Below are 24,805 nucleotides of genomic sequence, written 5' to 3'. Positions count from 1 at the left end.
GGTCTCAAGTGGACTATCGGTAGTGCCGAACCTGCCCGATCACCGGAACCAGACCGAGCGCGAACAGCGCCTGGAGCAGCAGCACGCTGACCAGGTACAGCGAGGTGTCGGTGAGCGCGTCGCCACCCTGCCCGAGCAGCGGGGCGACGCCGAGCAGCGCGCCCCCGCCGACGTGCAGCACGACCACGACCGTCATCGACAGGCACAGCCAGCCGTACCGGCCCTGACCGGCCAGCAGGAACGCCAGGTAGTACGCCCCGGCGAGCGCGACGTGGGCGGCCGTCATCACCACCCCGGCGGTGGACAGCACGCCGGCCCGGCCGAGCGCGACGAGCAGCAGCACCCCGAACACCGCAGGCACCGCGAGGCAGCACGCGACCTCCCGGCCGATGGTGCGCCAGATCCCGACGACGAAGGCGTGCGGGAACCGGGCCCGCCGGGACAGGGCGACCCCGCTGGCCCAGAACCGGCTGGTCCGCCACTCGACGAACCCCATGGACAGGATCAGCGGCACCGCCGACGCCGCGACGTCCCACTGGCCCAGCAGGTAGGGCGCCTGCGCGTGGAAGAGCAGCGTCGCCGAGCAGAGCCCGTACCCGGCGACGCCGAGCAGGGCGGGCCGCGCCGGCCAGAGCGGGTCGCGGGGGGCCGGCTCGGCCGACCGGGCGGCGGACCGGGTGGCCCAGAGCCCGGCGGTGAACGCGGCCAGCACGCCGAGGGCCGCCGCGCCCACCGCCCAGCGCCGGGCCGTCACCCCGCCCGCGACCAGGAACACCCCGCTGGCGAGGACGGCCGGGACCAGCGCGGCGGCCAGCCACCCCTCCCGCCGGTAGAAGATCAGCAGCGTGCTGGCCAGTTGGTAGGCCAGTTGGCAGACCATCATCGCGGCCAGCGGCAGCCCGCCGTACGGCAGCATCAGGGCACCGGTGACCAGGCCGAGCAGCACGGCGGTCAGCGCGGCGATCCGCAGCACCCGGCTGGCCGAGCGGGCCCGGCCCAGGCCGAGCAGGCGGAACGCCGCGTAGGCGACCACGCCCGACCAGACCCAGCCGACCGTGCCGGCGAGGATCATCCCGGCCACCAGCCCCGACCGTCCCACCACCGACAGCACGGCGGGGAACGCGGCGCTCGGCAGCACGTACAGCAGGCCGTGGGAGATCGTCCGCAGGTCGCCCCGCCGGTCGCGGCCGGTCCCCGGCGTGGTGGCCGGCTGTTCCTCGACGGCCGGGACCGGCCCCAACCGCCGGAACACCTCGGAGGCGAGGACGAAGACGTCGCGGTAGCCGTACTCGACCTGGGCGGCCCGGTCGGTGTGCCCGTCCGCCTCCAGGGCGGCGGCGACCTGCAACGCGTCCACCGCGCGGGTCAACCGGGGCCGGACCCGCTCGACCAGGTCGTCCACCGGGTCGGTGGAGATCCGGGGCAGCAGGATGGTGCGCTCGGGGCTCTCGGACGGCCCCGGCTCGGTGGTCATCGTGGCGACGGGGCGGAACAACGGATCGGTGACGTCCGGGTCGGTGGCCTCGGTCATCAGCGACCACCGGTGGTACGCATGATGGCGATCGTCGTCTCGTCGTCGTCCGGTTCCGGCCCGGCCGGCTGCGGCAGCTCCGGCGCGGCCGAGTTCGGGTCGTGGCGGGTCCGGTACGCCGCCGCCGAGTACTGCTCGGGCCCGCGCTGGCGGGGCACCCGCCCGGCCAGCGGCGACACCTCGGGCCGGACGGCGGCGGGCGTCGGCTCGGGCCGGACGGCGGCCGGCGTCGGGGCGACGGGGGCCACCTCGGGCCGGACCGTGGGCGTGGCGGCGGGGCGGGCGGTGACGGACGCCACCCCGGGTCGGGTCGGCCGGTTCGGCACCCGGACGAAGCCCTGGGCCTGACCGCGCAGGTGCTTCGGCGCGGGCGACGCCCCGCGCGGCGCGGCCAGCCGCTCGTAGATGTCGCGGTACGCCTGCAACGACCGTTGCAGGGTGAACCGCTCCAGCACCCGTTCCCGGGCGGTCGCCCCCAGCCGCAGCCGCAGCTCCCGGTCGTTGAGCATCCTGACGCAGGCGGCGGCGATCGCGGCGACGTCGCGCGGCGCGACGACGAAACCGGTGTCACCGACCGCCTCGGCGACCCCGCCGACGTTGGTGCACACGGTCGGCCGGCCGCACGCCATCGCCTCCACCACCGTGTAGGGGAAGCCCTCGGAGATGCTGGTCAGCGCCACCAGACTGCCCGCGTGGTACGCCTCGACGGCGCTGCCGACCCGGCCCTCCAGGACCGCGTGCCCGGTCAGCCCGAGTTCGTCGATCAGCGCCTCGCAGCTCTCGTGGTAGACCTTGTTGGCGGCCGGCGTACCGCCGAAGATGCGCAGCCGGGCCTCGGGGATCTCGGCCCGTACCAGCGCGAACGCCCGGATCAGGGTGTGCAGGTCCTTCAGCGGGTCGATCCGGCCCATGAACGAGATGGTCGGCACGTCCGGCTCGCCGGCCGCGGGCGGGAACTCGTCCGGGTCGACGCCGTTGTACATCGTCCACATCCGCTCGGGGTCGGCGCCGTTGTGCAGCTGCCAACGCCGGTTGTACTGCGAGTGCGGGGCGAGCGCGCCGGTGATCAGGTAGGCCGCACCGGCGAGCGAGCGGAAGAAGCTCAGCACTAGCACCCGGACCGGGTGCGGCGCGTCGTCGTGCAGGTAGGAGATGTAGCGTTCGCGCAGGTAGATACCGTGTTCCGAGAGCACCAGCGGGGTGCCGTACGTCCAGGTGGCCGCCATCCCGACGAGCGTGGCGAGACCGTTCATCGACGAGTGCACGATGTCGGCGCGTACCGGCGGCGCGCTCAACGGCCGCAGCATGTGCGAGATGAGCCAGGCCGCCTCCAGCGCGTCGGCGACGGTGGGGGCGGGCCCGGTCTCCTCGACCCGCAGCGTGTGCCAGGCCTCCAGCATCATCCGCAGCGCCTCGTTGGACAGCAGGGCCGCGCCCAGGTCGCCGCCGGCGGCGGCGTACTCGAACATGCCGCGCAGGGCCAGCAGGAAGGTGCTCCGGTTGACCGCCCCGGCCTGGGAACGGGTCGACTCCAACGGGGTGACCAGCGCCCGCAGGAACACCTCGTAGGACTGCATGAACTCGGTGCCGGGCCGCCCGGAGGGGACCAGCACGCCCCGCCGGGGGCGGCGGCCGGTCGGCCCGCCGCCCCACAACGGGATCGAGTGCACACGGTCGAGGTTGGCCGGCCGGTCGAACACCGGCTCCTCGGTGCCGTCCACGGTGAGCGCCACGACCTCCCACCGGTAGTCCGGCATTCCCCGGATGAGCTGTTCGCACCAGATGCTCACCCCACCCATCGCGTACGGGTAGGTGCCCTCCGAGACCAGCGCGATCCGCACCGGTTTCCCCCGTTTCTCTGTGCTTGTCTGAGCCGTCCCGCGCTACGCGCGGGGAGCGGCGTTGAACGTCACGGCGGTGTTCGCCGCCAGCGTCACCGGCACGGTGACGTCGGTGCCGTAGGTGCCGGCGCCGGTGGTGGCCGCGGTCACGCCACCGAGTTGCAGCGTCCCGGCGGCCGGTGAGGTCACCGTGATCTCCCCGGTGGTCCGGTCGTAGACCGCCGACGCCCCGGCGGTCAGCGCCGCGAAGTGGGCCGTGCGGGTCCGGGTGTAGGCGGCGATGTCGGTCCACGCCGAGTTCAGCAGCGGCACCGAGTAGAGCGAGTCGTACTTGGTCAGCACCGCGCCGACCCAGTCGGTGAGCAGGCTGTTGCCCGAGCCGTAGTCACGCACGTTGGCGATGTGGAAGGTGTGCGAGTAGATCGAGCCGGACGACACGTGCTGCAACCCGACAGTCGACTCGTAGTCGAGGACCTGGGCGTAGGTGCGGTCGGTGGGCCAGTACGGGAAGAGGCCGTTCGGGCCGTAGAAGGAGTTGTAGAAGTGCGCCTCCTCCGCCTGGTTGGTGGTGTGGTAGGCGATGTTCGTCGGCCAGCACGGCACGACCACGATGCTCGGGTCCAGCGGGTGCGCGGTCGAACCGTTGAAGTTCGCCGGCACGTGGCTGGCGAACGACATGTTGCCGGCCAGCGTGGTGATGCCGAGGTCACCGGCCGCCTCGATCAGGTCCGGGTTGGACGCGGTGAGGCCGTAGTCGGTGAGCACGCCGCTGGCGTTGTTGTAGACGCCGAGGCCGGAGTACTCGGGGGTCTTGAGCACGGTGGCCGGCGGGTTGAGCCCGATGGCGTTGCCGGCGGCCTGGTTCTCGGTGATCTCGTCGTGGGTGGTGGCGTAGTCCGTGCTGTTCAGCGCGGGGTGGGTGAGCGTGTGGTTGATCCACCGGAAGTTGTTCTTCAGGCACTTCGAGGTGGCGGTGAGGGTGTTGGCGTCCCCGTTCGGGCTGCACGTGCTGCCCGCGAACGGGTCGATCTGGGCACCGTTGTAGGGGATGTTGAAGGTGAAGCCCGACGCCAGCGGGTGCGCGGTGCGCAGCGCCGTCTGCTTGGCGTCGAGGTTGACCGCGTCGTGCCCGGTGAGGTGGAGGTTGGGGCTGTAGTCGACGGTGCCGTCCTCCATGTAGTGGGCCGAGGCGGCGAACCAGTCGTCGATGTCGACGTTGAGGTGGTGCTTCTGCTCACCGAGGAACAGGCCCTTGGTCGCCCACCGGAACAGGCCGTAGACCAGCAGGTCGGCGTGGAGGAGGTACTGGTTCGCGGTGAAGGTCAGCGCGATCCGCTCCCGGCCGTCGGTCGAGGTGGTGCTCACCGCCAGCACGTCGGAGCCGTTGGTCATCAGGGCCTGGGCGTTACAGCCGGACCGGATCGAGGTGCGGTAGACGTACGACTGGGTGATCGGGATCTGGGCGGAGCTGTTGAGGTAGTCGAAGACGGCCGCGCCGCTGCTGGTCAGCGAGACGGGCAGCGGGGTCTCACCGACCGCGCCCTCACCTGCGGAGTTGAGGCAGTAGTCCTCCGGCCAGGTGCCGTAGCTGGTGTAGAGGGCGACCTGGCGCACCTCGAAGTTGCGCTCGTAGGCCCACAGGGTGTTCCACTCCGTGCTGGTCAGGCCGCTGAGGTAGTTACCGCCCGACTCGTAGAGCTGCATGCTGTTGGTGAGCAGGACCGCGTTGTACTTGCCCACCCCGTTGCCGTCGACGAGCGTGCTCGCCGAGATCGTCTGGGTGGTGGTGTACAGGATGTCGTAGCTCGCGCCGACCCGGTTGAGGGTGGTGGTGAGGGTGGCCACGCCGAAGTCCGCCGGGTCGGTGGCCAGGATCAGCGCCTTCAGCGCGACCTTGTCGTTGATCGCCTGGGTGCCCACGCCGCCGCTGCGGGCGCTCGACGAGGACGGGGCGACCTTGACGGTGCCGGCCCGGGTCGGCAGGGGGCCGGGACGGGCCTCCTTCGTGGCGGCGACCTGGCCGAGGCCGGGCGCGCTCGGCGGCTGGGCCAGCGTGCCCGGCGCGGCCGGCGGCTGGGCGAGGCCCGGGGTCTGGGTACCGAGCAGGACCGTGAGTGCGGTCAGCCCGGCGAGGGCGAATCGGTTCGCGCGACGACGCGTAGGTCCGGTGTGGACCATGTGGTGACCTCCGATGAGGAGATGTGAACAATGCCGCCGATCCTGTATGGACGGCGGGGTTGCCATCGAAGGCTAGCAATTGTTCGTGCGGATTCCGCGCATGATCCTGTCGTATGTGGAGCATTGACGCAAGCGGGGTCGGGTGTTAGTGCCGCGCGTACGGAGCCGCCTTCCGGTAACGCGCTTTGCGCTGATCTTGGTGATGTTGCCGGTCGGTGTCAGGTGCGCTGACGTGCTCTTTTCCGAGGTGATCGAAACACCTCATTCACGTTCACTTCACACCGCCGTAGCCGATGGTGACCAGAATGTGGTCGGCGGCCGGGTGCGGAACGTCGCGCGCATCGGCCATTCGCTCCGGCTGCGCCTATTGGGGTGCGGCAAGAGTGGCCGATCAGTCCATGCTGCCCCGCCGATCAGCCGATTGCCTGGCCATACCTTCGGCCGGTGCCGGCCGCGGCGCTGCGGCCGGGCCGCGAAGGAGCGGGCCACGGTCGACGTTTCCCCAGGTAGAGGGCGTTCGGGGCGTGTGCCGCCGGAGGTTGCCTGCGCCTTTTGTCGGGCAATCGCTTGATCGACGGCACATCGTGGAGAATGTTGACTTTCCGCGACCGGGCCGGCGGGTGAACCCGTCCGGAAATGGCGAATACCGCAGCGCTGACCGTCGAATCAGCCAGTTCCGGCAGAAGCGGTTCCCAGCGTCAGGAGTTGCCCATTCCCAGCTAATGGAAGCCGCCCACTGTCCCATCTATCAACGCGTGTAGGGCCAAATCGTTTTGCTACCCCGATCGGTTTCGTGGAACTTCCACGGTATGCAAATGCAGGAGTGGACGTGCGCCGCCGGAGTCGGTCGGCACGATCTGATGGAACGGCAGGCCGAGTCCGCACCCGACGCATCGGGCGGCCGGTCCGGCGGCACCGGTCGCGCAGTTTTCCCGCACCGCCGGTCGGGTGGCGTCAGGGCTGCCGCAGGTCGGGGGTGGTGGCCAGCAGGAGCGTCGAACCGGCCGCGAAGACGGCCGCGCCGACGAAGACCAGGCCCGGTGCCGCGTTCGCCAGCGACCAGGCGAACACCACGCCGGCCGCGAGCGGCACCATCGTTTCGGCAGCGGCCCCGATCGAGGTGAGCGCCCCCTGTACCGTGCCCTGCTCGTCGGGGCGGACCAGCCGGGAGAGCCACGACTGAGTGGCGGCTCCCCCCGTCGCGGCGAGGACGCCGACCGCCTGGAGCAGGTGGAGCGACCAGGGCACCGTCACGAACGCCGTACCCGCCAGCGCGACGACGCCGAGCAGACCGCCGACCACCGCGGCCCGCTTGTCCCCGAGCCGACGCACCACCGGCCCGACTGCTCCGGCCTGGAAGAGCGCCCCGGCGAGCGCCCCCGCCGCGAGCACGGTGCCGATCCGCGCGGTGCCCCAAGCGAACTGGTGGGTGAGAAAGAACGTCCAGGTCGACTGGTGGACGGCGGCGGCATCCCCGGTGACGGCGGTCAGCAGGGCCGGCACGATCAGCCCGAGCCCGAGCATGTCCAGGACGACGGTGACGAGGAGGAACGAGAGAGCGGGCGGGTGGCCGGCCCCGGCTCAGCCCCGGCAGCCGGCCGGGCTGTCGCCGCCCGACGGCACGGAGGCGACCACCGCGTCGGAGATCGGTGTGAGCCACTGCAACGCCCCCTCGTACGCCCGGGGCACCGTCACCGTGACGGCGGTCTCCCGGTCGAGCGTGGTGAGCACGGTGGCGTCCGACCGCTCGTCGGCGTACCAGCAGACCCGGTTGACGGTCCACACGTCGGCGGTGGCGTCCACGGTCGGCTCGGCGCCACCGCAGGCCACGGTCAACGCCGGGTCACCGTAGGCGGCGTTCTGCTCGGCACCGGCGGTCACCGGCCGCTGGCCGAGGTCCCGCACGGTGGCCGGCAGTTGCGACACCAGCGCCCGGCACACCACACCGGGCCGTTCGGCAAGCGCCGGGGCGGGCATCTCGACCGGGGCGCTGGACACCGGTCCGGCGCTGGTCGGCGACGGGTCCGGCGCGGCGACCGGCGCATCCGGGGAGAGCTTGGCGAGGGTGAACCCCGCCACGGCCACCGTCACCGGCACGGCGACCAGGGTGGCCCACAGCGCGGCCCGCCGGGTCGACCGGTCCACCGCCGGCCGGGCGGCGGCGGGCGCGACGTCGGTCGGGGTCTCGGGGGAGGAGGTCTTCTCGTCCACTTACAGGCGCACCACCGAACACGTGAGGGTGCGGGTGATGCCGGGCACCATCTGCACGTTGCTGACGATCAGTTTGCCGAGTTCGTCGACGGTGTTCGCCTCGGTGAGGACGACCACGTCGTACGGCCCGGTGACGGCGTCGACGCGTACCACGCCGGCAAGATCCGCGATCAGACCGGCCACGTCCCGCGCCCGGCCCACCTCGGTCTGGATGAGGATGTACGCCTGTACCACGACTCGACCTCCGTCCGTCGCCGCCCGGGGCGGCCCGAAGGGTGAAAATACCCTACGGAGCAGGCGTGATCCCTAGCGGTGGTCGCGGGTAAGCAGCTAGCGAGCGTGTCGGAAGGAAGACATGGGTGTCGCGGACGTGGGCGAGTTCGGCCTCATCGACCGGGTGACCACCCGGCTGACGTACGGATCGTCCTGCCTGCTCGGGCCGGGCGACGACGCCGCCGTGGTGGCCGCCGCCGACCGGCGGGTGGTCGCCTCCACCGACGTGCTGGTCGACGGGCGGCACTTCCGGCGGGACTGGTCGGGCGCGCGGGACGTCGGGCACCGGGCGGCGGCGGCCAACCTCGCCGACATCGCCGCCATGGGCGCCACCCCCACCGCCCTGCTGGTGGCCCTCTGCATCCCCGCCGACCTGGACACCGCCTGGGTGGAGGAGCTGGCCGACGGGTTGGCCGCCGAGGCGGCGCTGGTCGACGCGGGGGTGGTCGGCGGCGACATGTCCGCCAGCCCCACCCTGACCATCGCGGTGACCGCCCTCGGCGACCTGGCGGGCCGGGCACCGGTGGTCCGCTCCGGCGCCCGGCCGGGTGACGTGGTGGCGCTCGCCGGCCGCACCGGCTGGGCCGCCGCCGGGCTGACCGTGCTCTCCCGGGGGTTCCGCACCCCCCGGGTGCTGGTCGAGGCGTACCGGCGGCCGGAGGTGCCCTACCAGGCCGGGCCGGAGGCCGCCCGACTCGGCGGCACCGCCATGATCGACGTGTCGGACGGGCTGCTGGCCGACCTGGGCCACCTGGCGAAGGCCAGCGGTGTCGGCGTCGACCTGCGGCGGGACGCCTTCGCGGTGCCGCCGCAGATGCGGGACGCCGCCCAGGCGCTCGGCGTCGACCCGTACACCTGGATCCTGGCCGGCGGTGACGATCACGCCCTGGTCGCCACCTTCCCCGCGACGGTGGCGCTGCCGGACCGGTGGCGGACGGTGGGCCGGGTGGTCGAGGGCGGCGGGGTGACCGTCGATGGTGACGCGTACGACGGACCGGCCGGCTGGGACCACTTCCGGTAAGGGGCGGTCGTACCCTTCACCCGTGAGTGAGATCGAGATCCGGCCGCTGGGCTTCGACTCGCCGGTGGCCCAGACGCTCATCCGGGCGACCATGGCCGACCTGGGCGTCCGGTACGGCGGCAGCGGCGACGAGACCCCCGTCGACCACACCGAGTTCGTCCCGCCGCACGGCGACTTCCTCGTCGCCCATCTCGACGGCGAGCCGGTCGGCTGCGCGGGGTGGCGCAGCCACGGCGCGGACGCCGCCGAGCTGAAACGGATGTACACCACCCCGGTCGTGCGGGGGCGCGGGGTGGCCCGCGCCCTGCTCGCCGCCATCGAGGAGTCGGCCCGCCGGCACGGACGCAAGCGGATCATCCTGGAGTGCGGTGACCGGCAGCCCGAGGCGGTCGCCCTCTACACCTCGGCGGGGTACGAGCGGATCCCCAACTTCGGCTACTACGCCGACGCCCCCGGCTGCCTGTCGTTCGGCCGCACGCTCTGACCGGTCGTCCGGCCCGCCGGTCCCCCCCCGCAGCGGCGGGACCGGGCCGTCGGCGGGGGTCAGGCGACGGTGAACCGGAGCCGGTCGGCACCGGCCCGGGCGGTGGCCGCCGCCTCGGCCGGGTCGGCGCCCCAGGCCAGCACGTGCCCACCCCGGCGCACCGACGAGGTGACCTCGCCGACCCGGTCCCCGACGGCCACGTCGAGCTGCACGGCGAGCACGCCGGGCACCCGGCGGGCGTCGCGCAGCCCGTCGACTGCGGTCAGCGTCCCCGGCGGCGGCAGCAGGAACTCCACCGCCGCCGCCCCGGACGGCCGGGCCGGCAGCCGGGGCCGCTCGCCGCGCAGCGTCCGCAGGTAGGCGTCGATGAACCCGCACTCGTACGCCACCGAGACCAGCGCGGCGATCATGTCGCCGGGCAGCCGGGCGGCGCACTCCACCAGCGTCGGCACCCCGTCGGCGACGATCCACTCGCTGTGCAGCACACCGGTGCGGAAGCCGGCCGCCGCCGCCAGCCGGGTGGCCGCCGCGACGAGTTCCGCGTGGCCGGCCGCCGGCAGCGCCGAGGGGACCGTGTGCCCGGTCTCCACCGGACGACGACCGGGCAGCACCCGCTTGTCGGTGACGTTGGCGAAGCCCACCTCGCCGTCGGCGACCAGCAGTTCGACGCTGTACTCCGGGCCGACCAGGGTCTGCTCGACCAGCACTTCGGTGGGCAGGTCGGTGGCCGCCTCCACCGGCGCCTCCGGGGTGGCGGTCGCCGACCAGGCCGCCGCCACGTCGTCACCGGCGTCGACGAGTTGCACGCCGAGGCTGCCGGAGCGGCGGGTCGGCTTCAGCACGCACCGGCCACCGAACCGGGCCGCGAACGCCGCCGCCCGCTGCGGGGAGTCGACCAGCTCGTACGCCGGATTGGCCAGCCCGGCCCGGTCGGCCAGCAGGCGCATCCGGTGCTTGTCGGAGAACACGTCGGCGGCCTGCGGGCCGGCGCCGGGCAGGCCCAGCCGTTCGGCGAGCCGGGCGGTGGCGCCTACCGCGTACTCCAGGCCGGGCATCACCAGCCGGGCGGTGCTGAGCCCCGGCTCCCGGGCGAGCAGCTCCTCGACGTCCAGGCCGGTCTGGTAGCGGGCGGGCACCACCCGGGACACCACCGGCAGCCGGGCCGCCGTGGCGGTGACGTCCCGCCGGGCGATGATCTCCGGCTCCTCGACGAGCACCACGCTGCCCGCCGGTAGCTCCTCGGCGAACCAGTGCAGCATGCCGAGCGAGGCGCCCACGACGATCATCTCGTCACGGCCCAGGTCGAGGTCCAACGGTCGTCCTCCGTACGGGTCGGCCACCGGGTTCCGGGGACACGACAGTACCGGCGGGCCGGGAGGCCCGCCGGTACTGATCGGAGCTGGGGCGGTGGAGGTGTCGCCAGGTCAGGCGCGGGTGACCTTGCCGGCCTTGATGCACGAGGTGCAGACCTGGAGCTTCTTGGTGGTGCCCCCACCGGCCGGGGTACGCACCGACTGGATGTTCGGGTTCCAGCGGCGGTTGGTCCGCCGGTGCGAGTGGGACACGTTGTGGCCGAAGCCCGGCCCCTTGCCACAGACGTCGCACACGCTAGCCACGGGATACTCCTGAGATTGATACGTTCATGAGGTCGCCGGCAGGCGCTGCCCGGACAACCTGGCCAGGTTACCCGATGCCCCCCGGGCAGGACCAACCGGCCCGTCCCGGCCCCCGGCGGCCGTCCCGGCCCGGCCCGGGTGCGCCGGCCGGGACCGGGCCGGAAGGCACGGGGACACGCGCCGGCCGGCCCCGGCGGGTGTCGGCCGCCGCCAGTAGGCTTCTGGCCGTGCTGGACACCCTCGACGCCGCCGCGGTGGGCCGCTGGTGCGCGAGCGGTCTCGCCGCGCTGCGCCGGCACCAGGGCGAGATCGACGAGCTGAACGTCTATCCCGTGCCCGACGGGGACACCGGCACCAACCTCGTGCTCACCCTCACCTCGGCCCAGCAGGCGCTGGCGATGGAGCTCGGCACCCTGCCCGAGGACGGCACGACCCCGCACGGGCGGGCGCTGCGGCTGATGGCCCGGGGCGCGCTGCTCGGCGCGCGGGGCAACTCCGGGGTGATCCTCTCGCAGATCCTGCACGGCCTCGCCGACACGCTCGGCGACGTGCCCGCCGTCGCCGGCCGGGCGCTGGCCGCCGCGCTGCGCGACGCCACCACCGCCGCCTACGCCGCGGTGGCCCGGCCGGTCGAGGGCACCGTGCTGAGCGTGGTCGCCGCCGCCGCGACCGCCGCCGAGCGGGCCGACAGCGACGACCTGTGCGCCGTGGCCCGGGCCGCGGCCGGCGAGGCGGCCCGGGCGTTGGCGCGTACCCCCGGGCAGTTGCCCGCGCTGGGCCGGGCCGGCGTGGTCGACGCCGGCGGCCGGGGGCTCTGCCTGCTGCTCGACGCGCTGGTCGAGGTGGTCACGGGGGAGGCCCCGGCCTGGCCGGCACCGGTGGTCCGTCCGGTGCGCCCGCCGCTGACCGCCGTCCGGGAGACCGGCTCCCCCGAGTACGCCTACGAGGTGCAGTTCCTGCTCGACGCCCCGCACGAGGCGGTGACCCGGCTGCGCGCCGAACTGGCCACGCTGGGCGACTCGCTGGTGGTGGTCGGCGATGCCGGCTCACCCGCCGAATCCACCACCTGGAACGTCCACGTCCACGTCAACGACGTCGGGGCGGCCGTCGAGGCGGGGGTGGCCGCCGGCCGGCCGTACCGGATCTCGGTGACCCGGTTCGCCGACCAGGCCCCGCCGGCCCCCGGACCGACCGCCGAGGGCCGGGCGGCCGTGGTGGTCGCGACCGGGGTCGGCATCGCCGAACTCCTCGGCGGGGAGGGGGCGACGGTGGTGCCGGGCAACCCGTCCACCGGCGAGCTGCTGGACGCGATCCGGGCCACCGCCGCCGCCCGGGTGGTGGTCCTCCCCAACGACCCGAACACCCAGGCCGTGGCGAGCGCCGCCGCTCGGGAGGCGCACCGGCTCGGGGTGAAGGTCAGCGTGGTGCCGACCCGCTCGCCGGTGCAGGCGCTGGCCGCGCTCGCCGTCCGCGACCCGCAGCGCCGGTTCGCCGACGACGTCATCGCGATGGCCGAGGCGGCCGGGGCCTGCCGGTACGCCGAGGTGTGCCACGCCAGCCGGGAGGCGCTGACCGTCGCCGGCCCGTGCCGGCCCGGCGACGTGCTGGCCCTGGTCGAGGGGGAGGTGCACCTGATCGGCAGCGACCTGGTCGACACCTGCGCCGCCGTGGTCGACCGGATGCTCGGCGGCGGCGGCGAGCTGGTCACCCTGCTCACCGGCGCGGACGCCCCGGCCGGGCTCGCCGAGGCGGTCCGCGAGCACGTGGCCCGGCGCTGGCCCTTCGTCGAGGTGCAGGCGTACCCGGGCGGGCAACCGCACTATCCGCTCCTGGTGGGGGTCGAATGACGACGTCCGAACCGGCCACGGTGGACACCGCGCTGACGAAGCTGGTCGGGGAGCGCACCGCCAAGGCGCTCGCCGGCCATCTCGACCTGCACACCGCCGGTGACCTGATGTACCACTTCCCGCGCCGCTACGACGAGCGCGGCGAGCACACCGACATCCGTTCGCTGGACGTCGGTGAGCAGGTCACCGTGCTGGCCCAGGTGCAGCGCACGGCGGTGCGCCCGATGCGGCAGCGCCGGGGCAACCTGCTGGAGGTGACCGTCGGCGACAACTCGGGCGGGACGCTGACGTTGACGTTCTTCGGCAACCAGGCGTGGCGGGAACGCGAGCTGCGCCCCGGCCGGTGGGGGTTGTTCGCCGGCAAGGTCACCGAGTTCCGGGGCAGGCGGCAGCTCAACGGCCCCGAGTACGTGCTGCTCGGCGAGGGCGGCGAGGGCGAGGCGGCGGCCTCGGAGGAGGTCGAGGAGTTCGCCGGGGCGCTGATCCCGGTCTATCCGGCCGCCGCCGCCGTGCCGACCTGGGTGATCGCCCGGTGCGTCCGGGTGGTGCTGGACACGGTCACCCCGCCTGACGATCCGCTGCCGGCGTCGCTGCGGGCCGATCGGAAGCTGGTCGGCATCGGTACCGCGCTGCGTGAGATCCACCGGCCGTCCAGCAAGGAGGAGCTCTACCGGGCCCGTCGCCGGCTCAAGTGGGACGAGGCGTTCGCCGTGCAGCTGACCCTGGTGCAGCGCAAGCTGCGGGCGGCGTCCTGGCCGGCGAAGCCGCGCCCGGCGAAGGCGGGTGGCCTGCTCGACGCGTTCGACGCCCGGCTGCCCTACGAGCTGACCCCCGGGCAGCGGGACGTCGGTGTCGAGATCGCCGCCGACCTGGCCACCCCGCATCCGATGCACCGGCTGTTGCAGGGCGAGGTCGGTTCCGGCAAGACGGTGGTGGCGTTGCGGGCGATGCTCCAGGTGGTCGACGCGGGCGGCCAGGCGGCGCTGCTGGCCCCGACCGAGGTGCTCGCCGCCCAGCACCACCGGGGCATGCTCGACCTGCTCGGCCCGCTGGCCCAGGCCGGCGAGCTGGGCGCGGCCGACGACGCGACCCGGGTGGAGCTGGTCACCGGCTCGTTGGGCGCGGCGGCCCGGCGGCGGGCCCTGGCCGAGGTCGCGCAGGGGCGGGCGGGCATCGTGCTCGGCACCCACGCCCTGCTCTACGAGGGCGTCGACTTCGCCGACCTGGGTCTGGTGGTGGTCGACGAGCAGCACCGGTTCGGTGTGGAGCAGCGCGACGCGCTGCGCTCCAAGGCCGACCAGCCGCCGCACGTGCTGGTGATGACGGCCACCCCGATCCCGCGCACGGTGGCGATGACCGTCTACGGCGACCTGGAGACCTCCACCCTGTCCCAGTTGCCGCAGGGCCGGTCCCCGATCGCCTCGCACGTGGTGCCGGCGGCCGAGAAGCCGGCCTTCCTGGACCGGGCGTGGCGGCGGGTGCGCGAGGAGGTCACCGCCGGCCACCAGGCGTACGTGGTGTGCCCGCGCATCGGTGAGGGGCCGGTGGGCGAGGAGGAGCCGCCCCGCGAAGACGACAACGGGCGACGTCCGCCGCTGGCGGTGACCGAGGTGGCCCCGCTGCTGGCCGAGGGGCCGCTGCACGGGCTGCGGATCGGCGTCCTGCACGGCCGGCTGCCCGCCGACGAGAAGGACGCGGTGATGCGGTCCTTCGCCGACGGCGACCTCGACGTGCTGGTCGCCACCACGGTGGTCGAGGTCGGCGTGAACGTGCCCAACGCCACCGTGATGATCGTGCTGGACGCCGACCGGTTCGGGGTCTCGCAGCTGCACCAGCTCCGGGGCCGGGTCGGCCGGGGTTCGGCTCCGGGGCTCTGCCTGCTGGTCAGCGAGGCGGCCGAGGGCTCGTCGGCGCGGGAGCGGCTGGACGCGGTCGCCTCCACCACCGACGGGTTCAAGCTGGCCGAGCTGGATCTGGAGCAGCGCCGGGAGGGTGACGTGCTGGGGGCGACCCAGTCCGGCCGCCGCTCGCACCTGCGGCTGCTCTCCCTGCTGCGCGACGCCGACCTGATCCGCGACGCGCGGGCCGAGGCCGTCGTCCTGGTCGACCAGGACCCGGAGCTGGCCCGGCACCCCGCCCTGGCCGCCTCGGTGGCTGCCCTGGTCGACGAGGAACGCGCGGAGTACCTGGAGAAGGGCTGACCGCCGCCCCCGGCGGGGGGACGGCGGGCCGGCGGGTGCGCCACGGCCCGGCGGGACGGCTCAGGGACGGCGTTTCTCGACGACGGTCCAGCCGGTCCAGCCCCGGTCGGCGACGAGCCCGCGCAGCCGCCTGACGACGGGATGGGCGGCGTCGGCGAACGCGTCCATCAACCTGACGAACGCCGGGTCGGGGGTGACCTCCTCCTGCATCGCCAGCTCCCCGTCGGCCTCCGCCTGGGCGAACAACTCGGCCATCAGGTCGGCCGTCTCCCGCAGCAGCTCCTCGTCCTGCCAGTCCTGCGCGACCCGACCGATCAACCGGTAGAGCTGGACGACCCGGGGATTGTCGAGCTGGGCCACCTTGTCGGCCATCATCCCGGGGATGGCGTCCGGCCACCGGGCCGCCATCAGGATCCACCCGTCGCGTTCGGCCTGCACGGCTATCGGCGGCACCCCGGCGGCGCGGAGCCGGTCCAGGTAGTCGACCACCTCGGCCGGGACGGCGAGGGTGTCACCGTCGCCGAGCCGGGCGATCCGCCGCCGGTGTTCCTGGAGCGTGCGGATCTGGCTCCGCAACTGGCGGTCGATCCCGGTGGTCGCGGCGGCGAACGTCTCCGCGTCGGCGTCGAGCAGTTCGCGGACCCGGGCCAGCGGCACACCGGCCTCGGCGAGGGTGCGGATGCGGACCAGCCGCACCACCGCCGCGGCGTCGTACGTGCGGTAGCCGGAGGCGTCGCGTTCCGGTTCCGGCAGCAGCCCGATCTGGTGGTAGTGCCGCACGGCCCGGATGGTCACCCCGGCGTACGACGCCAGCCGTCCGATCGTCAACATGGCCTCAGCCTGCCCGACCCGGGAGCACCGTCAACCGACCCGACGGCGGTGCACGACCATCGCGCCGCCGTACGCGACGACGAGGAGGCCGGCGCACCAGGCGAGCGCGGTCCACACCTCGTCGCCGACCGGCTGCCCGCCGAGCAGGCCACGCAGGGCGTTCACGATGGAGGTCACCGGCTGGTGCTCGGCGAAGGCCCGCACCGGGCCGGGCATGGTGTCGGTGGGCACGAAGGCCGAGCTGACGAACGGCAGCAGGATGAGCGGGTAGGAGAACGCGCTCGCGCCGTCCACGGAGGTGGCGGTCAGGCCCGGGATGACCGCGAGCCAGGTCAGCGCCAGGATGAACAGCAGCAGGATGCCGGTGACCGCCAGCCAGGCCAGCGGGCCGGCCCCGGAGCGGAAGCCCATGGCGAGGGCGACCAGCACCACCACCACGAGCGAGATCAGGTTGGCTACCAGCGAGGTCAGCACGTGCGCCCAGAGCACGGCCGAGCGGGCGATCGGCATGGACCGGAACCGCTCGAAGATGCCGCCCTTGAGGTCCAGGAAGAGCCGGTACGCGGTGTAGGAGATGCCGGAGACGACGGTGATCAGCAGGATGCCGGGCAGCAGGTAGTTCACGTACCGGTCGGACCCGGTCCGGATCGCGCCGCCGAACACGTAGACGAACAGCAGCAGGAACGCGATCGGCATGATCGTGGTGGTGATGACGGTGTCCGGGCTGCGGCTGATGTGCCGCAGCGAGCGCCCGAGCAGGGCGGCGGTGTCCGCCAGGAAGTGTCTGGTCATCGGGGTCCTCAGTGGTTCGTACCGGCGGGGCGGACGGGGTCCGGGTGCGGTCGGGGTCGGCGGTGGGGCCGTCGTCGCCGACGATGGCGAGGAACACGTCCTCCAGGGTGGGCTGCTTCTCGACGTATTCGACAGTGGCGGGCGGAAGGAGCTGCTTGAGCTGGGCCAGGGTGCCGTCGGCGATGATCCGCCCGTGGTGCAGCACGGCGATCCGGTCGGCGAGCTGTTCGGCCTCGTCGAGGTACTGGGTGGTGAGCAGCACCGTGGTGCCCCGGCGGGCGAGTTCCCGGACGGCCTGCCACACCTCGATGCGCGCCTGCGGGTCGAGCCCGGTGGTGGGTTCGTCGAGGAAGATCACCGGTGGGTCGCCGATGAGGCTCATCGCGATGTCGAGGCGGCGGCGCATCCCGCCGGAGTAGGTGCCCACCCGCCGGCCGCCCGCGTCGGTGAGCGCGAACCGGCCGAGCAGGTCGTCCGCGACCCGGCCGGGGTCGGGCAGGTGGCGCAGCCGGGCGACCAGCACCAGGTTCTCCCGGCCGGTGAGGATCTCGTCGACGGCGGCGAACTGGCCGGTGAGGCTGACTGACTCGCGTACCCGCGCGCCCTGGGTGGTGACGTCGAAGCCGTGCACGTGGGCCGTTCCGCCGTCCGGCCGGAGCAGGGTGGCGAGGATGCGTACCAGGGTGGTCTTCCCCGCTCCGTTGGCGCCGAGCAGGGCGAGGATGCTGCCCGGGGCCACGTCGAGGTCCACCCCGCGCAGCACCGGAAGTTCGCGGAAGGACCTGGTCAGGCCCCGGATCTGGATCGCGGGCCCGGAGGTTCGCGTCGACTCTGTCGTGGACATGGCGTCAGCATGCGAGGTTGACGCTGCGTCAGGGTCAAGCCCGAACCGCGCAGGGCGCGTCGACCGGTCGGTCGACGCGCCCTGCGGACGTGCCTGCGGGTCAGCGCCCTACGGGCGCGCCGCGGGTCAGACGGTGAAGCGGATGCGCCGACGTCGGGCGACGAGGAAGAGCACCCCGCCGGCCACCAGCAGGGTGGCCGCGCCGGCCGCGATGGCGCCGGCCGCCGCGCCGGTCACCGGGAGGCCGCCGTCCTGGTCGCCGGCGCCACCGCCGCCACCGGTGGACGGGCAGTCCTTCGGCTGCTCCCACTTCAGCGGGCCGCCGGAGTCGAGGTCACCGGTGACGGTGACGGTGAGCCCCTTGCTGGCCGGGAAGCTGACCGTCCCGGTCCGGCCGGGCTCGACGGTGAGCTTCTTCGGCTCGCCCTTGCTGGGGGTGAACACGGAGGTCAGCGGGGTGCCGTCCTCCGGGTTGCTGATCCGGAAGATCATCTTGTCGCAGCTCGACTCGTAGCTGGCGTCGGGGGTGCCGACCTCGGGCTGCTGGCAGTCGGCGGGCTTCTGCCAGCCGCCGGTGAAGTCCTTCATGCCGGGGGCGGTGACGGTGATCTCCTGCGCCTCGCCGGCGCTGAGCTTGCGGGTCTCGATCTTGCGCAGCGGGACGGTCACCTTCTCGGTGAAGCCGCCGCTGCCGACGATGGCGAACGTCGCCTCGGCGTTGCCGCTGCGGTTGACCAGGGTCAGCTCGACGTTGCCGTCGCAGTCGGACTCGGCGATCACCTCAGGTGCCGCCGAGCAGGTGCCCGAGCCGCCGTTGTACCAGGCGCGCGGGCCGGTGGAGCGGGCGCCGATACCGGTCGGGCTGCCGACCTTGCGGTCGCCGTACCGGTCACTGGTGTCGGTCAGCGGGTCGATCAGCTTGCTGCCGAAGACGAAGTCGACCTGGGTGTAGCAGTTGGGCACCTCGACGGCGAAGTCGAGGGTGGCCACGCCCAGCTCGCCCGGGGCCACCCCGGTGAACTTCTTGACCGACTTGTCGAGCACGTACTGCGGGACGGCGAACTTCGCCGACGGCGTCACGTACGACACCAGGGCCAGGTCCTGCTCCTCGCCCCGGCACAGCGGGCCGTTGGTCAGGGTGATCGACGCCTTGCCCGCCGGCCCGTCGAAGGTGTGCGTGTAGCGGGCGTCGGCGGCGGCGACGCAGGACGGCCCGGGCTCGCCGCCGGACGGGGTGGTCGCCGTCGCGCTCGGCGTGGCGGTCGCCGTCGGCGTGGCCGTGGCGGTCGGGGACGGTGAGGCTGAGGTGGCGCCCGCCGGGGCGGTCAGGGCGAGGGCCGTGGCCAGGCCGGCCAGGGCGGCGGCGGTCGCGGCGAGCGGTCGCCGTGGCGACAGCTTGGGACGGATCACGCGTACTCCCGGGGTGAGGATGCGTCAGGGCGCGGCGGGGATGGCGTTGCCGGGTCACGGCCTGCGTCCGGAGCGCCGTGACGACGCCGTGCGGCGCCCTGGCCGGCGGAGCGGCACCGGCACCGGGCCGACCCTAGTGGGCCCGTCGATACGGACACAGTGCACAGCCGGCACCCGGAGTGTTGTTATACATATGAGATCATTGATCAACCCCACGTGATCACGTGGTCACCCGACCGGGGTGCACCGCGTCGCCGGCCCGCGCCGCCCGTCGCGTAGCGTCACAGGCATGCACAGGGGCAGACCGTGACCCGGATCGTGGCCGGCACGCTCGGCGGACGACGGATCGCCGCACCCGCCGGCGGCGGCACCCGGCCCACCTCCGGCCGGGTCCGGGAGGCGCTGTTCAGCGCCGTCGCCGCCGAGGTGGACCTGGACGGGGCGCGCTTCGCCGACCTGTACGCCGGCTCCGGCGCGGTCGGGCTGGAGGCGCTGTCCCGGGGCGCGGCGCACGTGCTGCTGGTCGAGTCCGACCCCCGGGCCGCCCGGGTGATCCGGGAGAACGTCGCCGCCCTGCGGGCCGCCCCCGCCGCCCGGTTGGTCACCGGCCGGGTGGCCGGGGTGGTCGCGGCCGGGCCCGGCGACGCGCCGTACGACGTGGTCTTCGCCGACCCCCCGTACGCGGTGCCGGACGACGAGATCACCGCCCTGTTGACCGGGCTGGTCGAGCACGACTGGCTCGCCCCCGACGCGCTGGTGGTGGTCGAACGGTCCACCCGCAGCGGCCCGGTCGGCTGGGTGCGGGGCATCACCGCCGGGCGCAGCCGGCGTTACGGCGAGACCACTCTTTGGTACGGTCGCCGATCATGAGACGTGCGGTGTGTCCCGGCTCGTTCGACCCGGTCACCAACGGACACCTCGACATCATCGGACGGGCCAGCCGGCTCTTCGACGAGGTGATCGTCGGCGTGCTGGTGAACCAGTCGAAGAGCGGCCTGTTCACCGTCGAGGAGCGGATCGACATGCTGCGCGAGGTCACCTCCTCGTACGGCAACGTGCGGGTCGCGTCCTTCCGGGGGCTGCTCGTCGACTTCTGCCGGGCGCAGGAGGCGAGTGTGCTGATCAAGGGCCTGCGGGCGGTCAGCGACTTCGACTACGAGTTGCAGATGGCCCAGATGAACATCGGCCTGGCCGGCGTGGAGACGCTGTTCATGCCGACCAACCCGCTCTACTCGTTCCTCTCCTCCAGCCTGGTCAAGGACGTGGCGAAGTGGGGTGGCGACATCTCCTCCCACGTGCCCGACACCGTCCGCCGGGCGCTGCAGGCCCGGCTGACCGTCCCGCGTCCCTGACCGTCGTGCCGTCGCGCCGGACCCGGGCGGCGCGTCGGGCCGGGGTGGTGGCGGCGGTGGTGGCCGGGGCACGACATCATGTGGTGCAGCGCCGAAGCCGGGCGCAGGCCGCATCATGTAGGTCGGCCGACGAACGACAGGAGTGAGGTACCGGTGGACCCGCTCGACCGCATCGACGAACTGATCGCCATGGTGGAGCAGGCGCGCTCCGTCCCGATGTCGCGCAACAACTGCATGGTCGACCGGGGCGAGATGATCGCCGCCCTCGACGAGATGCGCGCCGAACTCCCCGCCGACCTGCGCCGCGCCGCCGCCCTGCTGGAGGAACGCGACAAGATCATGGAGGCCGGCAAGCGGGAGGCCGACCGGATCATCAGCGAGGGTGAGGCGGAACACGCCCGGCTGGTCTCGGTGAACGAGATCACCGTCTCCGCCGAGCACGAGGGGGCCCGGATCATCGCCGAGGCCCGCGCCGAGGCGCAGCGGCTGCGCGAGGAGGTCGACGACTACGTCGACACCGCGCTGGCGAACTTCGAGCAGTTCCTCACCCGGGCGCTGGCCTCGATCGAGCGCGGGCGGGACAAGATGCACGCGCTGCGGGAGATCGGCACCTTCGGTGGGGACGAGGCGGAACGCCCGTTACCCTTCTGAGCGGCACCTCATCCCACCGACGGACGGGTCGGGCGTCGCCCCCGGTTCGACGACCCGGTGGTCGCCCAGGTAACCTTTTTTGTCGGCCTCTCACCGGCCGGAGTCTGACTATGCCCAAACACTCGCCTTCATCACTCAACCCCAGGGCGCCGCTGGTCCTCGACACGAGGGACCTGCCGCGTCGCCCTGGCGCGTTGCGTACGCATCGGCGGGTCGTGCCGGCACCGGCGGACCTCGGCGTGGAGTTGATCGGCGTGCCGGAGGGCGCGGACCTCGACCTCGACCTGAGGTTGGAGTCGGTGTCCGAGGGCGTGCTCGTCTCCGGGACCGTGACCGGTCCCGTCCAGGGCGAGTGCGGTCGTTGCCTGCGCGCGATCGACTACTCGTTGACCGTGAACGTCCAGGAGCTGTACGCGTACGAGAACAGCACCACGGACATCACGACCGACGAGGACGAGGTGGGCCGGATGCAGGACGATCTGATCGACCTGGAGCCGGCGCTGCGGGACGCGGTGGTGCTCACGCTGCCGACCAACCCGCTCTGCCGGGAGGACTGCCCGGGACTGTGCCCCGAATGCGGGGTGCACCGGGACGATCTGCCGGCCGAACACAGCCACCAGCAGACCGACCCGCGTTGGGCGAGCCTGTCGCAACTGAACCGTACAGAGGAGTAGGAACCGTGGCCGTCCCCAAGCGCAAGATGTCGCGCAGCAACACCCGGTCCCGCCGGGCGAACTGGAAGGCGGCTGTGGTCGCGACCGTGGCCTGCCCGCAGTGCAAGTCCCCCAAGCTGCCGCACGCGGCGTGCTCCGTCTGCGGCACGTACAACGGCCGCCAGGTCCTCGAGGTCTGACCTGGACGCCGAGTGACACCCCCGACCACGGGTCGGGTGGCGCGCGCACCCCGGCGATCGCCCGGTGCCCCGGCTCCCTCCGACGCCGGCCGGCCTGATCCGGCCGGCCCGGCGAGGGAGTCGGGCACCGCGCGGATCGCCGTTGACCTCCTCGGCGGGGACGATGCTCCCGCCGTCGTGGTTGACGGCGCTCTGCGGGCGGTGCGGGCCGACCCGGACCTGCACCTGCTGCTCGTCGGCCCGACCGAGGTCGCGGCCGGGGTCGTCGACGCCCTGACCCCGGCGCAACGGACCCGGATCACCATCCGCGCCACCCGCACCGCCGCCGGGCCGACCGAGCACGCGCCCCGCGCCGACAGCACCGTCCGGGCCGCCGTCTGCGCCGTCCGTGACGGCGCCGCCGACGCGCTCGTCTCCGCCGGGTCCACCGGCGCCACCGTCTCCGCCGCCGCCCTCGGCTTCGGCCGCTGGCCCGACGTGCGCCGGCCCGCGCTGGTGGCGACGCTCCCGGCCGTCTCCGGCCCGGTGGTCCTGCTCGACGTCGGCGGCTCGCTGGAACCCCGCCCGGCCACCCTGGCCCGGCACGCCGTGCTCGGCGCGGCCTACGCCGCCGTCGCCCACGCCGTCGCCGCCCCCCGGGTCGGCCTGCTCTCGGTCGGCACCGAGGCCGGCAAGGGGGACCGCCCGCGCCGCACCGCCGACCCCCTGCTCGCCGCCACCGCGCTGCCCGGCGACGCCCGCTACGTCGGCCTGGTCGAGGGGTACGACGTGACGGCCGGCGTCCGCGCCGACGTGGTGGTCACCGACGGCTTCACCGGCAACATCCTGCTCAAGGCCATCGAGGGGGCGTACGCGATGGCCGGGGGCCCGCCGGCCAGCGGCGGCGCGCCCCGGGCGGCGGCCCTGCTCGGCGTCGCCGGGACGGTGGTGGTCTGCCACGGCGCGGCGACCCCGGACGACGTCGCCTCCGGTATCGCCCTGGCCGCCCACCTCTGGCGTCGCCGGGCCACCGACCAGGTCCGGGAGCAGGTCGCGCTCCTTCCCGCCGGCGACTCCACCGACCCGGAGCGGGACGACACCCCCACCCGCCCGGCCGCCGACCGGGCCGACGCGGTGGCGGTGACCACCGGACCCGCGCCGGTCGACCCGACGGTTAAGAACGCACCCGCCGCCCGGCACGCGGATCATCCGCCCGCGTACCCCGGCGGGACCGAAGCAGAGGTAGGAACATGAGCAACGACAAGCGGCGGCGTGCGCCCGTCAGCCACCTGGAGGCGGCGTTCGGGGTGACACTCGACGCCGAGCTGCTGGAGCGGGCCCTGACCCACCGGTCGTACGCGTACGAGAACGGCGGGCTGCCCACCAACGAACGGTTGGAGTTCCTCGGCGACTCGGTGCTCGGCGTGGTGATCACCACGGCGCTGTTCCGGAACCACCCCGACCTGCCCGAGGGGCAGCTGGCCAAGCTGCGGGCCAGCGTGGTCAACATGCGCGCCCTGGCCGACGTGGCCCGGGGGCTCGGCCCGGACGGGCTCGGCGCCTACCTGCTGCTCGGCAAGGGCGAGGAGACCACCGGCGGGCGGGACAAGGCGAGCATCCTCGCCGACACCCTCGAGGCGCTGCTCGGCGCGATCTACCTCCAGCACGGGCTGGACACCGCCGCGGTCGTCATCCACCGGCTGTTCGACCCGCTGATGGCCGAGTCGGCGGGCCGGGGCGCGGCGCTGGACTGGAAGACCAGCCTCCAGGAGCTGACCGCCGCGCTCGGCCTGGGGGTGCCCGAGTACCGGATCGAGGGCACCGGCCCGGACCACCTCAAGACCTTCACCGCCTGGGTGGTGGTGGCCGGCAACCGCTACGGCGGGTCGGAGGGGCGCAGCAAGAAGGAGGCCGAGCAGCGGGCCGCCGAGGCGGCCTGGCGGGAACTCACCGCGCAGGCCGAGCAGGACCGGGCCGACACCCCGCCGGCCGACGCGGACGCGACGCCCGGGGCCGCCCCGGACGGTACGCCCGGGTCGAACGGCGGCGGCCCGGCGGTCGACGCGGCGGCCCCGGCGGCCGACGAGACCGCCGAGGCGGGACTGGGTCGTGCCTGAGCTGCCCGAGGTCGAGACCGTACGGCAGGGACTGGCCCAGTGGGTCATCGGCCGGCGGATCTCGACGGTGGAGGTGCGTCACCCCCGGGCCGTGCGACGGCACCCGCCCGGCCCGGCGCACTTCGCCGACGTGCTCGCCGGCCGGACGGTGACCGACGTGCGGCGGCGCGGCAAGTACCTCTGGCTGCCGCTGGACAGCGGGGACGCCCTCGTCGGCCACCTGGGCATGTCGGGGCAGCTGCTGCTCCAGCCGGCCGAGGCGGCCGACGAGCTGCACCTGCGGGTCCGGTTCCGGTTCGCCGACGACGGCCCGCAACTGCGCTTCGTCGACCAGCGGACGTTCGGCGGGCTCGCGGTCAGCGAGGGCGGCGCCGAGCTGCCCGCCGAGATCGCCCACATCGCCCGTGACCCGATGGACCCGGAGTTCTCCGACGCGGGGTTCGTCGCCGCGCTGCGCCGCAGGCGTACCGAGGTCAAACGGGCCCTGCTGGACCAGACGCTGCTGTCCGGGGTGGGCAACATCTACGCCGACGAGGCGCTGTGGCGGGCCCGGCTGCACGGCGCCCGCCCGACCGACGCGGTGACCGGCCCCGCCGCGGGCCGGCTGCTCGGGCACGTGCGGGACGTCCTCGGCGAGGCGATCACGCAGGGCGGCACCAGCTTCGACGACCTGTACGTCAACGTCAACGGGGAGAGCGGCTACTTCGACAGGTCGCTGAACGTCTACGGCCGGGAGGGTGAGCCCTGCCGGCGGTGCGGCGCGCCGATCCGCC

General features: G+C 73.8%; 22 protein-coding genes and 2 pseudogenes. 12 read left to right on the top strand and 12 right to left on the bottom strand.

The annotated features are described in order from the left end of the window. Positions 1-13: 13 nt before the first annotated feature. The 6 genes from B5D80_RS23230 to B5D80_RS23205 all read right to left on the bottom strand — a co-directional run bounded on the left by B5D80_RS23230 (position 14) and on the right by B5D80_RS23205 (position 7,995). Complete coding sequence (locus tag B5D80_RS23230; RefSeq protein WP_088646048.1) at positions 14-1,531, bottom strand: hypothetical protein; 1,518 nt, start codon at positions 1,529-1,531, stop codon at positions 14-16. Further along, entirely contained in the window at positions 1,531-3,372 is a 1,842-nt protein-coding gene (gene pelF / locus B5D80_RS23225) for a GT4 family glycosyltransferase PelF (RefSeq protein WP_088646047.1), read from the bottom strand. The genes B5D80_RS23230 and pelF overlap by 1 nt, the downstream gene beginning before the upstream one ends. Positions 3,373-3,414: 42 nt before the next feature. Then, complete coding sequence (locus B5D80_RS33460) at positions 3,415-5,550, bottom strand: Agd3-related carbohydrate-binding protein (protein ID WP_158224230.1); 2,136 nt, start codon at positions 5,548-5,550, stop codon at positions 3,415-3,417. A gap of 954 nt (positions 5,551-6,504) precedes the next feature. Then, complete coding sequence (locus tag B5D80_RS23215; protein WP_088646046.1) at positions 6,505-7,074, bottom strand: MFS transporter; 570 nt, start codon at positions 7,072-7,074, stop codon at positions 6,505-6,507. 57 nt (positions 7,075-7,131) lie between these two features. Next, positions 7,132-7,761, bottom strand: coding sequence for a DUF3515 family protein (locus tag B5D80_RS23210; protein WP_088646045.1), 630 nt, complete (start codon positions 7,759-7,761; stop codon positions 7,132-7,134). After that, positions 7,762-7,995, bottom strand: a complete 234-nt coding sequence (locus B5D80_RS23205) for an Lrp/AsnC ligand binding domain-containing protein (RefSeq protein ID WP_088646044.1) — start codon at positions 7,993-7,995, stop codon at positions 7,762-7,764. 121 nt (positions 7,996-8,116) lie between these two features. Here B5D80_RS23205 and B5D80_RS23200 point away from each other — a divergent pair, with 121 nt between their 5' ends. Next, the gene (locus B5D80_RS23200; protein ID WP_088646043.1) at positions 8,117-9,055 is read left to right on the top strand and encodes a thiamine-phosphate kinase; all 939 of its coding nucleotides are present in this window, start codon (positions 8,117-8,119) and stop codon (positions 9,053-9,055) included. Between the two features lie 22 nt (positions 9,056-9,077). Continuing rightward, positions 9,078-9,539 (top strand): GNAT family N-acetyltransferase, encoded by a 462-nt coding sequence (locus B5D80_RS23195; protein WP_088646042.1) that lies wholly within the window; start codon positions 9,078-9,080, stop codon positions 9,537-9,539. 59 nt (positions 9,540-9,598) lie between these two features. Here B5D80_RS23195 and B5D80_RS23190 read toward each other — a convergent pair whose 3' ends face one another. Continuing rightward, positions 9,599-10,852: an ATP-grasp domain-containing protein gene (locus B5D80_RS23190; RefSeq protein WP_088646041.1), complete on the bottom strand. Its 1,254-nt coding sequence runs from the start codon at positions 10,850-10,852 to the stop codon at positions 9,599-9,601. Between the two features lie 111 nt (positions 10,853-10,963). Next, positions 10,964-11,155, bottom strand: a complete 192-nt coding sequence (gene rpmB, locus B5D80_RS23185) for a 50S ribosomal protein L28 (RefSeq protein ID WP_013284551.1) — start codon at positions 11,153-11,155, stop codon at positions 10,964-10,966. A 227-nt stretch (positions 11,156-11,382) separates the two neighbouring features. Between rpmB and B5D80_RS23180 the strand changes: the two genes are divergently transcribed. Together B5D80_RS23180 and recG are read left to right on the top strand one after the other, a co-directional pair. Beyond that, positions 11,383-13,002 carry a DAK2 domain-containing protein gene (locus B5D80_RS23180; RefSeq protein WP_088646081.1) on the top strand — a complete coding sequence of 540 codons (1,620 nt, stop codon included), beginning with the start codon at positions 11,383-11,385 and terminating at the stop codon, positions 13,000-13,002. Continuing rightward, positions 12,999-15,203 (top strand): ATP-dependent DNA helicase RecG, encoded by a 2,205-nt coding sequence (gene recG, locus B5D80_RS23175; RefSeq protein ID WP_088646040.1) that lies wholly within the window; start codon positions 12,999-13,001, stop codon positions 15,201-15,203. Before B5D80_RS23180 ends, recG begins: the two co-directional genes overlap by 4 nt. Before the next feature lie 60 nt (positions 15,204-15,263). On the opposite strand, the gene B5D80_RS23170 is transcribed toward recG, so the two are convergent. The 4 genes and pseudogenes from B5D80_RS23170 to B5D80_RS23155 form a co-directional block, all read right to left on the bottom strand. Further along, positions 15,264-16,034 (bottom strand): MerR family transcriptional regulator, encoded by a 771-nt coding sequence (locus B5D80_RS23170; RefSeq protein WP_088646039.1) that lies wholly within the window; start codon positions 16,032-16,034, stop codon positions 15,264-15,266. 30 nt (positions 16,035-16,064) lie between these two features. Further along, positions 16,065-16,826 (bottom strand): ABC transporter permease, encoded by a 762-nt coding sequence (locus tag B5D80_RS23165; protein ID WP_088646038.1) that lies wholly within the window; start codon positions 16,824-16,826, stop codon positions 16,065-16,067. A gap of 1 nt (position 16,827) precedes the next feature. Next, positions 16,828-17,670: pseudogene (locus tag B5D80_RS23160) on the bottom strand (ABC transporter ATP-binding protein); the annotation flags it as partial. Between the two features lie 126 nt (positions 17,671-17,796). Next, positions 17,797-19,080 carry a hypothetical protein gene (locus B5D80_RS23155; RefSeq protein ID WP_088646037.1) on the bottom strand — a complete coding sequence of 428 codons (1,284 nt, stop codon included), beginning with the start codon at positions 19,078-19,080 and terminating at the stop codon, positions 17,797-17,799. Between the two features lie 306 nt (positions 19,081-19,386). Here B5D80_RS23155 and rsmD point away from each other — a divergent pair, with 306 nt between their 5' ends. The 8 genes and pseudogenes from rsmD to mutM form a co-directional block, all read left to right on the top strand. Further along, positions 19,387-19,950: a 16S rRNA (guanine(966)-N(2))-methyltransferase RsmD gene (gene rsmD / locus B5D80_RS23150; protein WP_088646036.1), complete on the top strand. Its 564-nt coding sequence runs from the start codon at positions 19,387-19,389 to the stop codon at positions 19,948-19,950. After that, positions 19,947-20,432 carry a pantetheine-phosphate adenylyltransferase gene (gene coaD, locus B5D80_RS23145; protein ID WP_088646035.1) on the top strand — a complete coding sequence of 162 codons (486 nt, stop codon included), beginning with the start codon at positions 19,947-19,949 and terminating at the stop codon, positions 20,430-20,432. The genes rsmD and coaD overlap by 4 nt, the downstream gene beginning before the upstream one ends. A 153-nt stretch (positions 20,433-20,585) precedes the next feature. Then, positions 20,586-21,083, top strand: coding sequence for an SPFH domain-containing protein (locus tag B5D80_RS23140; RefSeq protein WP_088646034.1), 498 nt, complete (start codon positions 20,586-20,588; stop codon positions 21,081-21,083). 110 nt (positions 21,084-21,193) lie between these two features. After that, on the top strand, positions 21,194-21,757 hold the full coding sequence (locus tag B5D80_RS23135; RefSeq protein WP_088646033.1) for a YceD family protein: 564 nt from the start codon (positions 21,194-21,196) through the stop codon (positions 21,755-21,757). A gap of 5 nt (positions 21,758-21,762) precedes the next feature. Beyond that, on the top strand, positions 21,763-21,936 hold the full coding sequence (rpmF, locus tag B5D80_RS23130) for a 50S ribosomal protein L32 (protein WP_088646032.1): 174 nt from the start codon (positions 21,763-21,765) through the stop codon (positions 21,934-21,936). 135 nt (positions 21,937-22,071) lie between these two features. Further along, positions 22,072-22,998, top strand: a pseudogene (locus B5D80_RS23125) (phosphate acyltransferase PlsX); the annotation flags it as partial. Positions 22,999-23,165: 167 nt separating this feature from the next. Then, entirely contained in the window at positions 23,166-24,032 is an 867-nt protein-coding gene (gene rnc, locus B5D80_RS23120; RefSeq protein WP_088646031.1) for a ribonuclease III, read from the top strand. Beyond that, positions 24,025-24,805 (top strand): bifunctional DNA-formamidopyrimidine glycosylase/DNA-(apurinic or apyrimidinic site) lyase (mutM, locus tag B5D80_RS23115; RefSeq protein ID WP_088646030.1); only part of this gene is annotated, 781 nt, incomplete at its 3' end. The genes rnc and mutM, both read left to right, overlap by 8 nt.

It is taken from the genome of Micromonospora wenchangensis, assembly GCF_002210435.1.
GTDB lineage: Bacteria > Actinomycetota > Actinomycetes > Mycobacteriales > Micromonosporaceae > Micromonospora > Micromonospora wenchangensis.
Note: the sequence above shows the minus strand (reverse complement) of the source record. Positions and strands in the feature narration are given on the sequence as shown.

Bases quoted from the DNA above. Each gene is read 5' to 3' on its own strand.
- B5D80_RS23230 (WP_088646048.1), bottom strand. From the start codon at position 1,531: ATGACCGAGGCCACCGACCCGGACGTCACCGATCCGTTGTTCCGCCCC.
- B5D80_RS33460 (WP_158224230.1), bottom strand. From the start codon at position 5,550: ATGGTCCACACCGGACCTACGCGTCGTCGCGCGAACCGATTCGCCCTC.
- B5D80_RS23215 (WP_088646046.1), bottom strand. From the start codon at position 7,074: ATGCTCGGGCTCGGGCTGATCGTGCCGGCCCTGCTGACCGCCGTCACC.
- B5D80_RS23200 (WP_088646043.1), top strand. From the start codon at position 8,117: ATGGGTGTCGCGGACGTGGGCGAGTTCGGCCTCATCGACCGGGTGACC.
- recG (WP_088646040.1), top strand. From the start codon at position 12,999: ATGACGACGTCCGAACCGGCCACGGTGGACACCGCGCTGACGAAGCTG.
- B5D80_RS23170 (WP_088646039.1), bottom strand. From the start codon at position 16,034: ATGTTGACGATCGGACGGCTGGCGTCGTACGCCGGGGTGACCATCCGG.
- B5D80_RS23165 (WP_088646038.1), bottom strand. From the start codon at position 16,826: ATGACCAGACACTTCCTGGCGGACACCGCCGCCCTGCTCGGGCGCTCG.
- coaD (WP_088646035.1), top strand. From the start codon at position 19,947: ATGAGACGTGCGGTGTGTCCCGGCTCGTTCGACCCGGTCACCAACGGA.
- B5D80_RS23135 (WP_088646033.1), top strand. From the start codon at position 21,194: ATGCCCAAACACTCGCCTTCATCACTCAACCCCAGGGCGCCGCTGGTC.
- rnc (WP_088646031.1), top strand. From the start codon at position 23,166: ATGAGCAACGACAAGCGGCGGCGTGCGCCCGTCAGCCACCTGGAGGCG.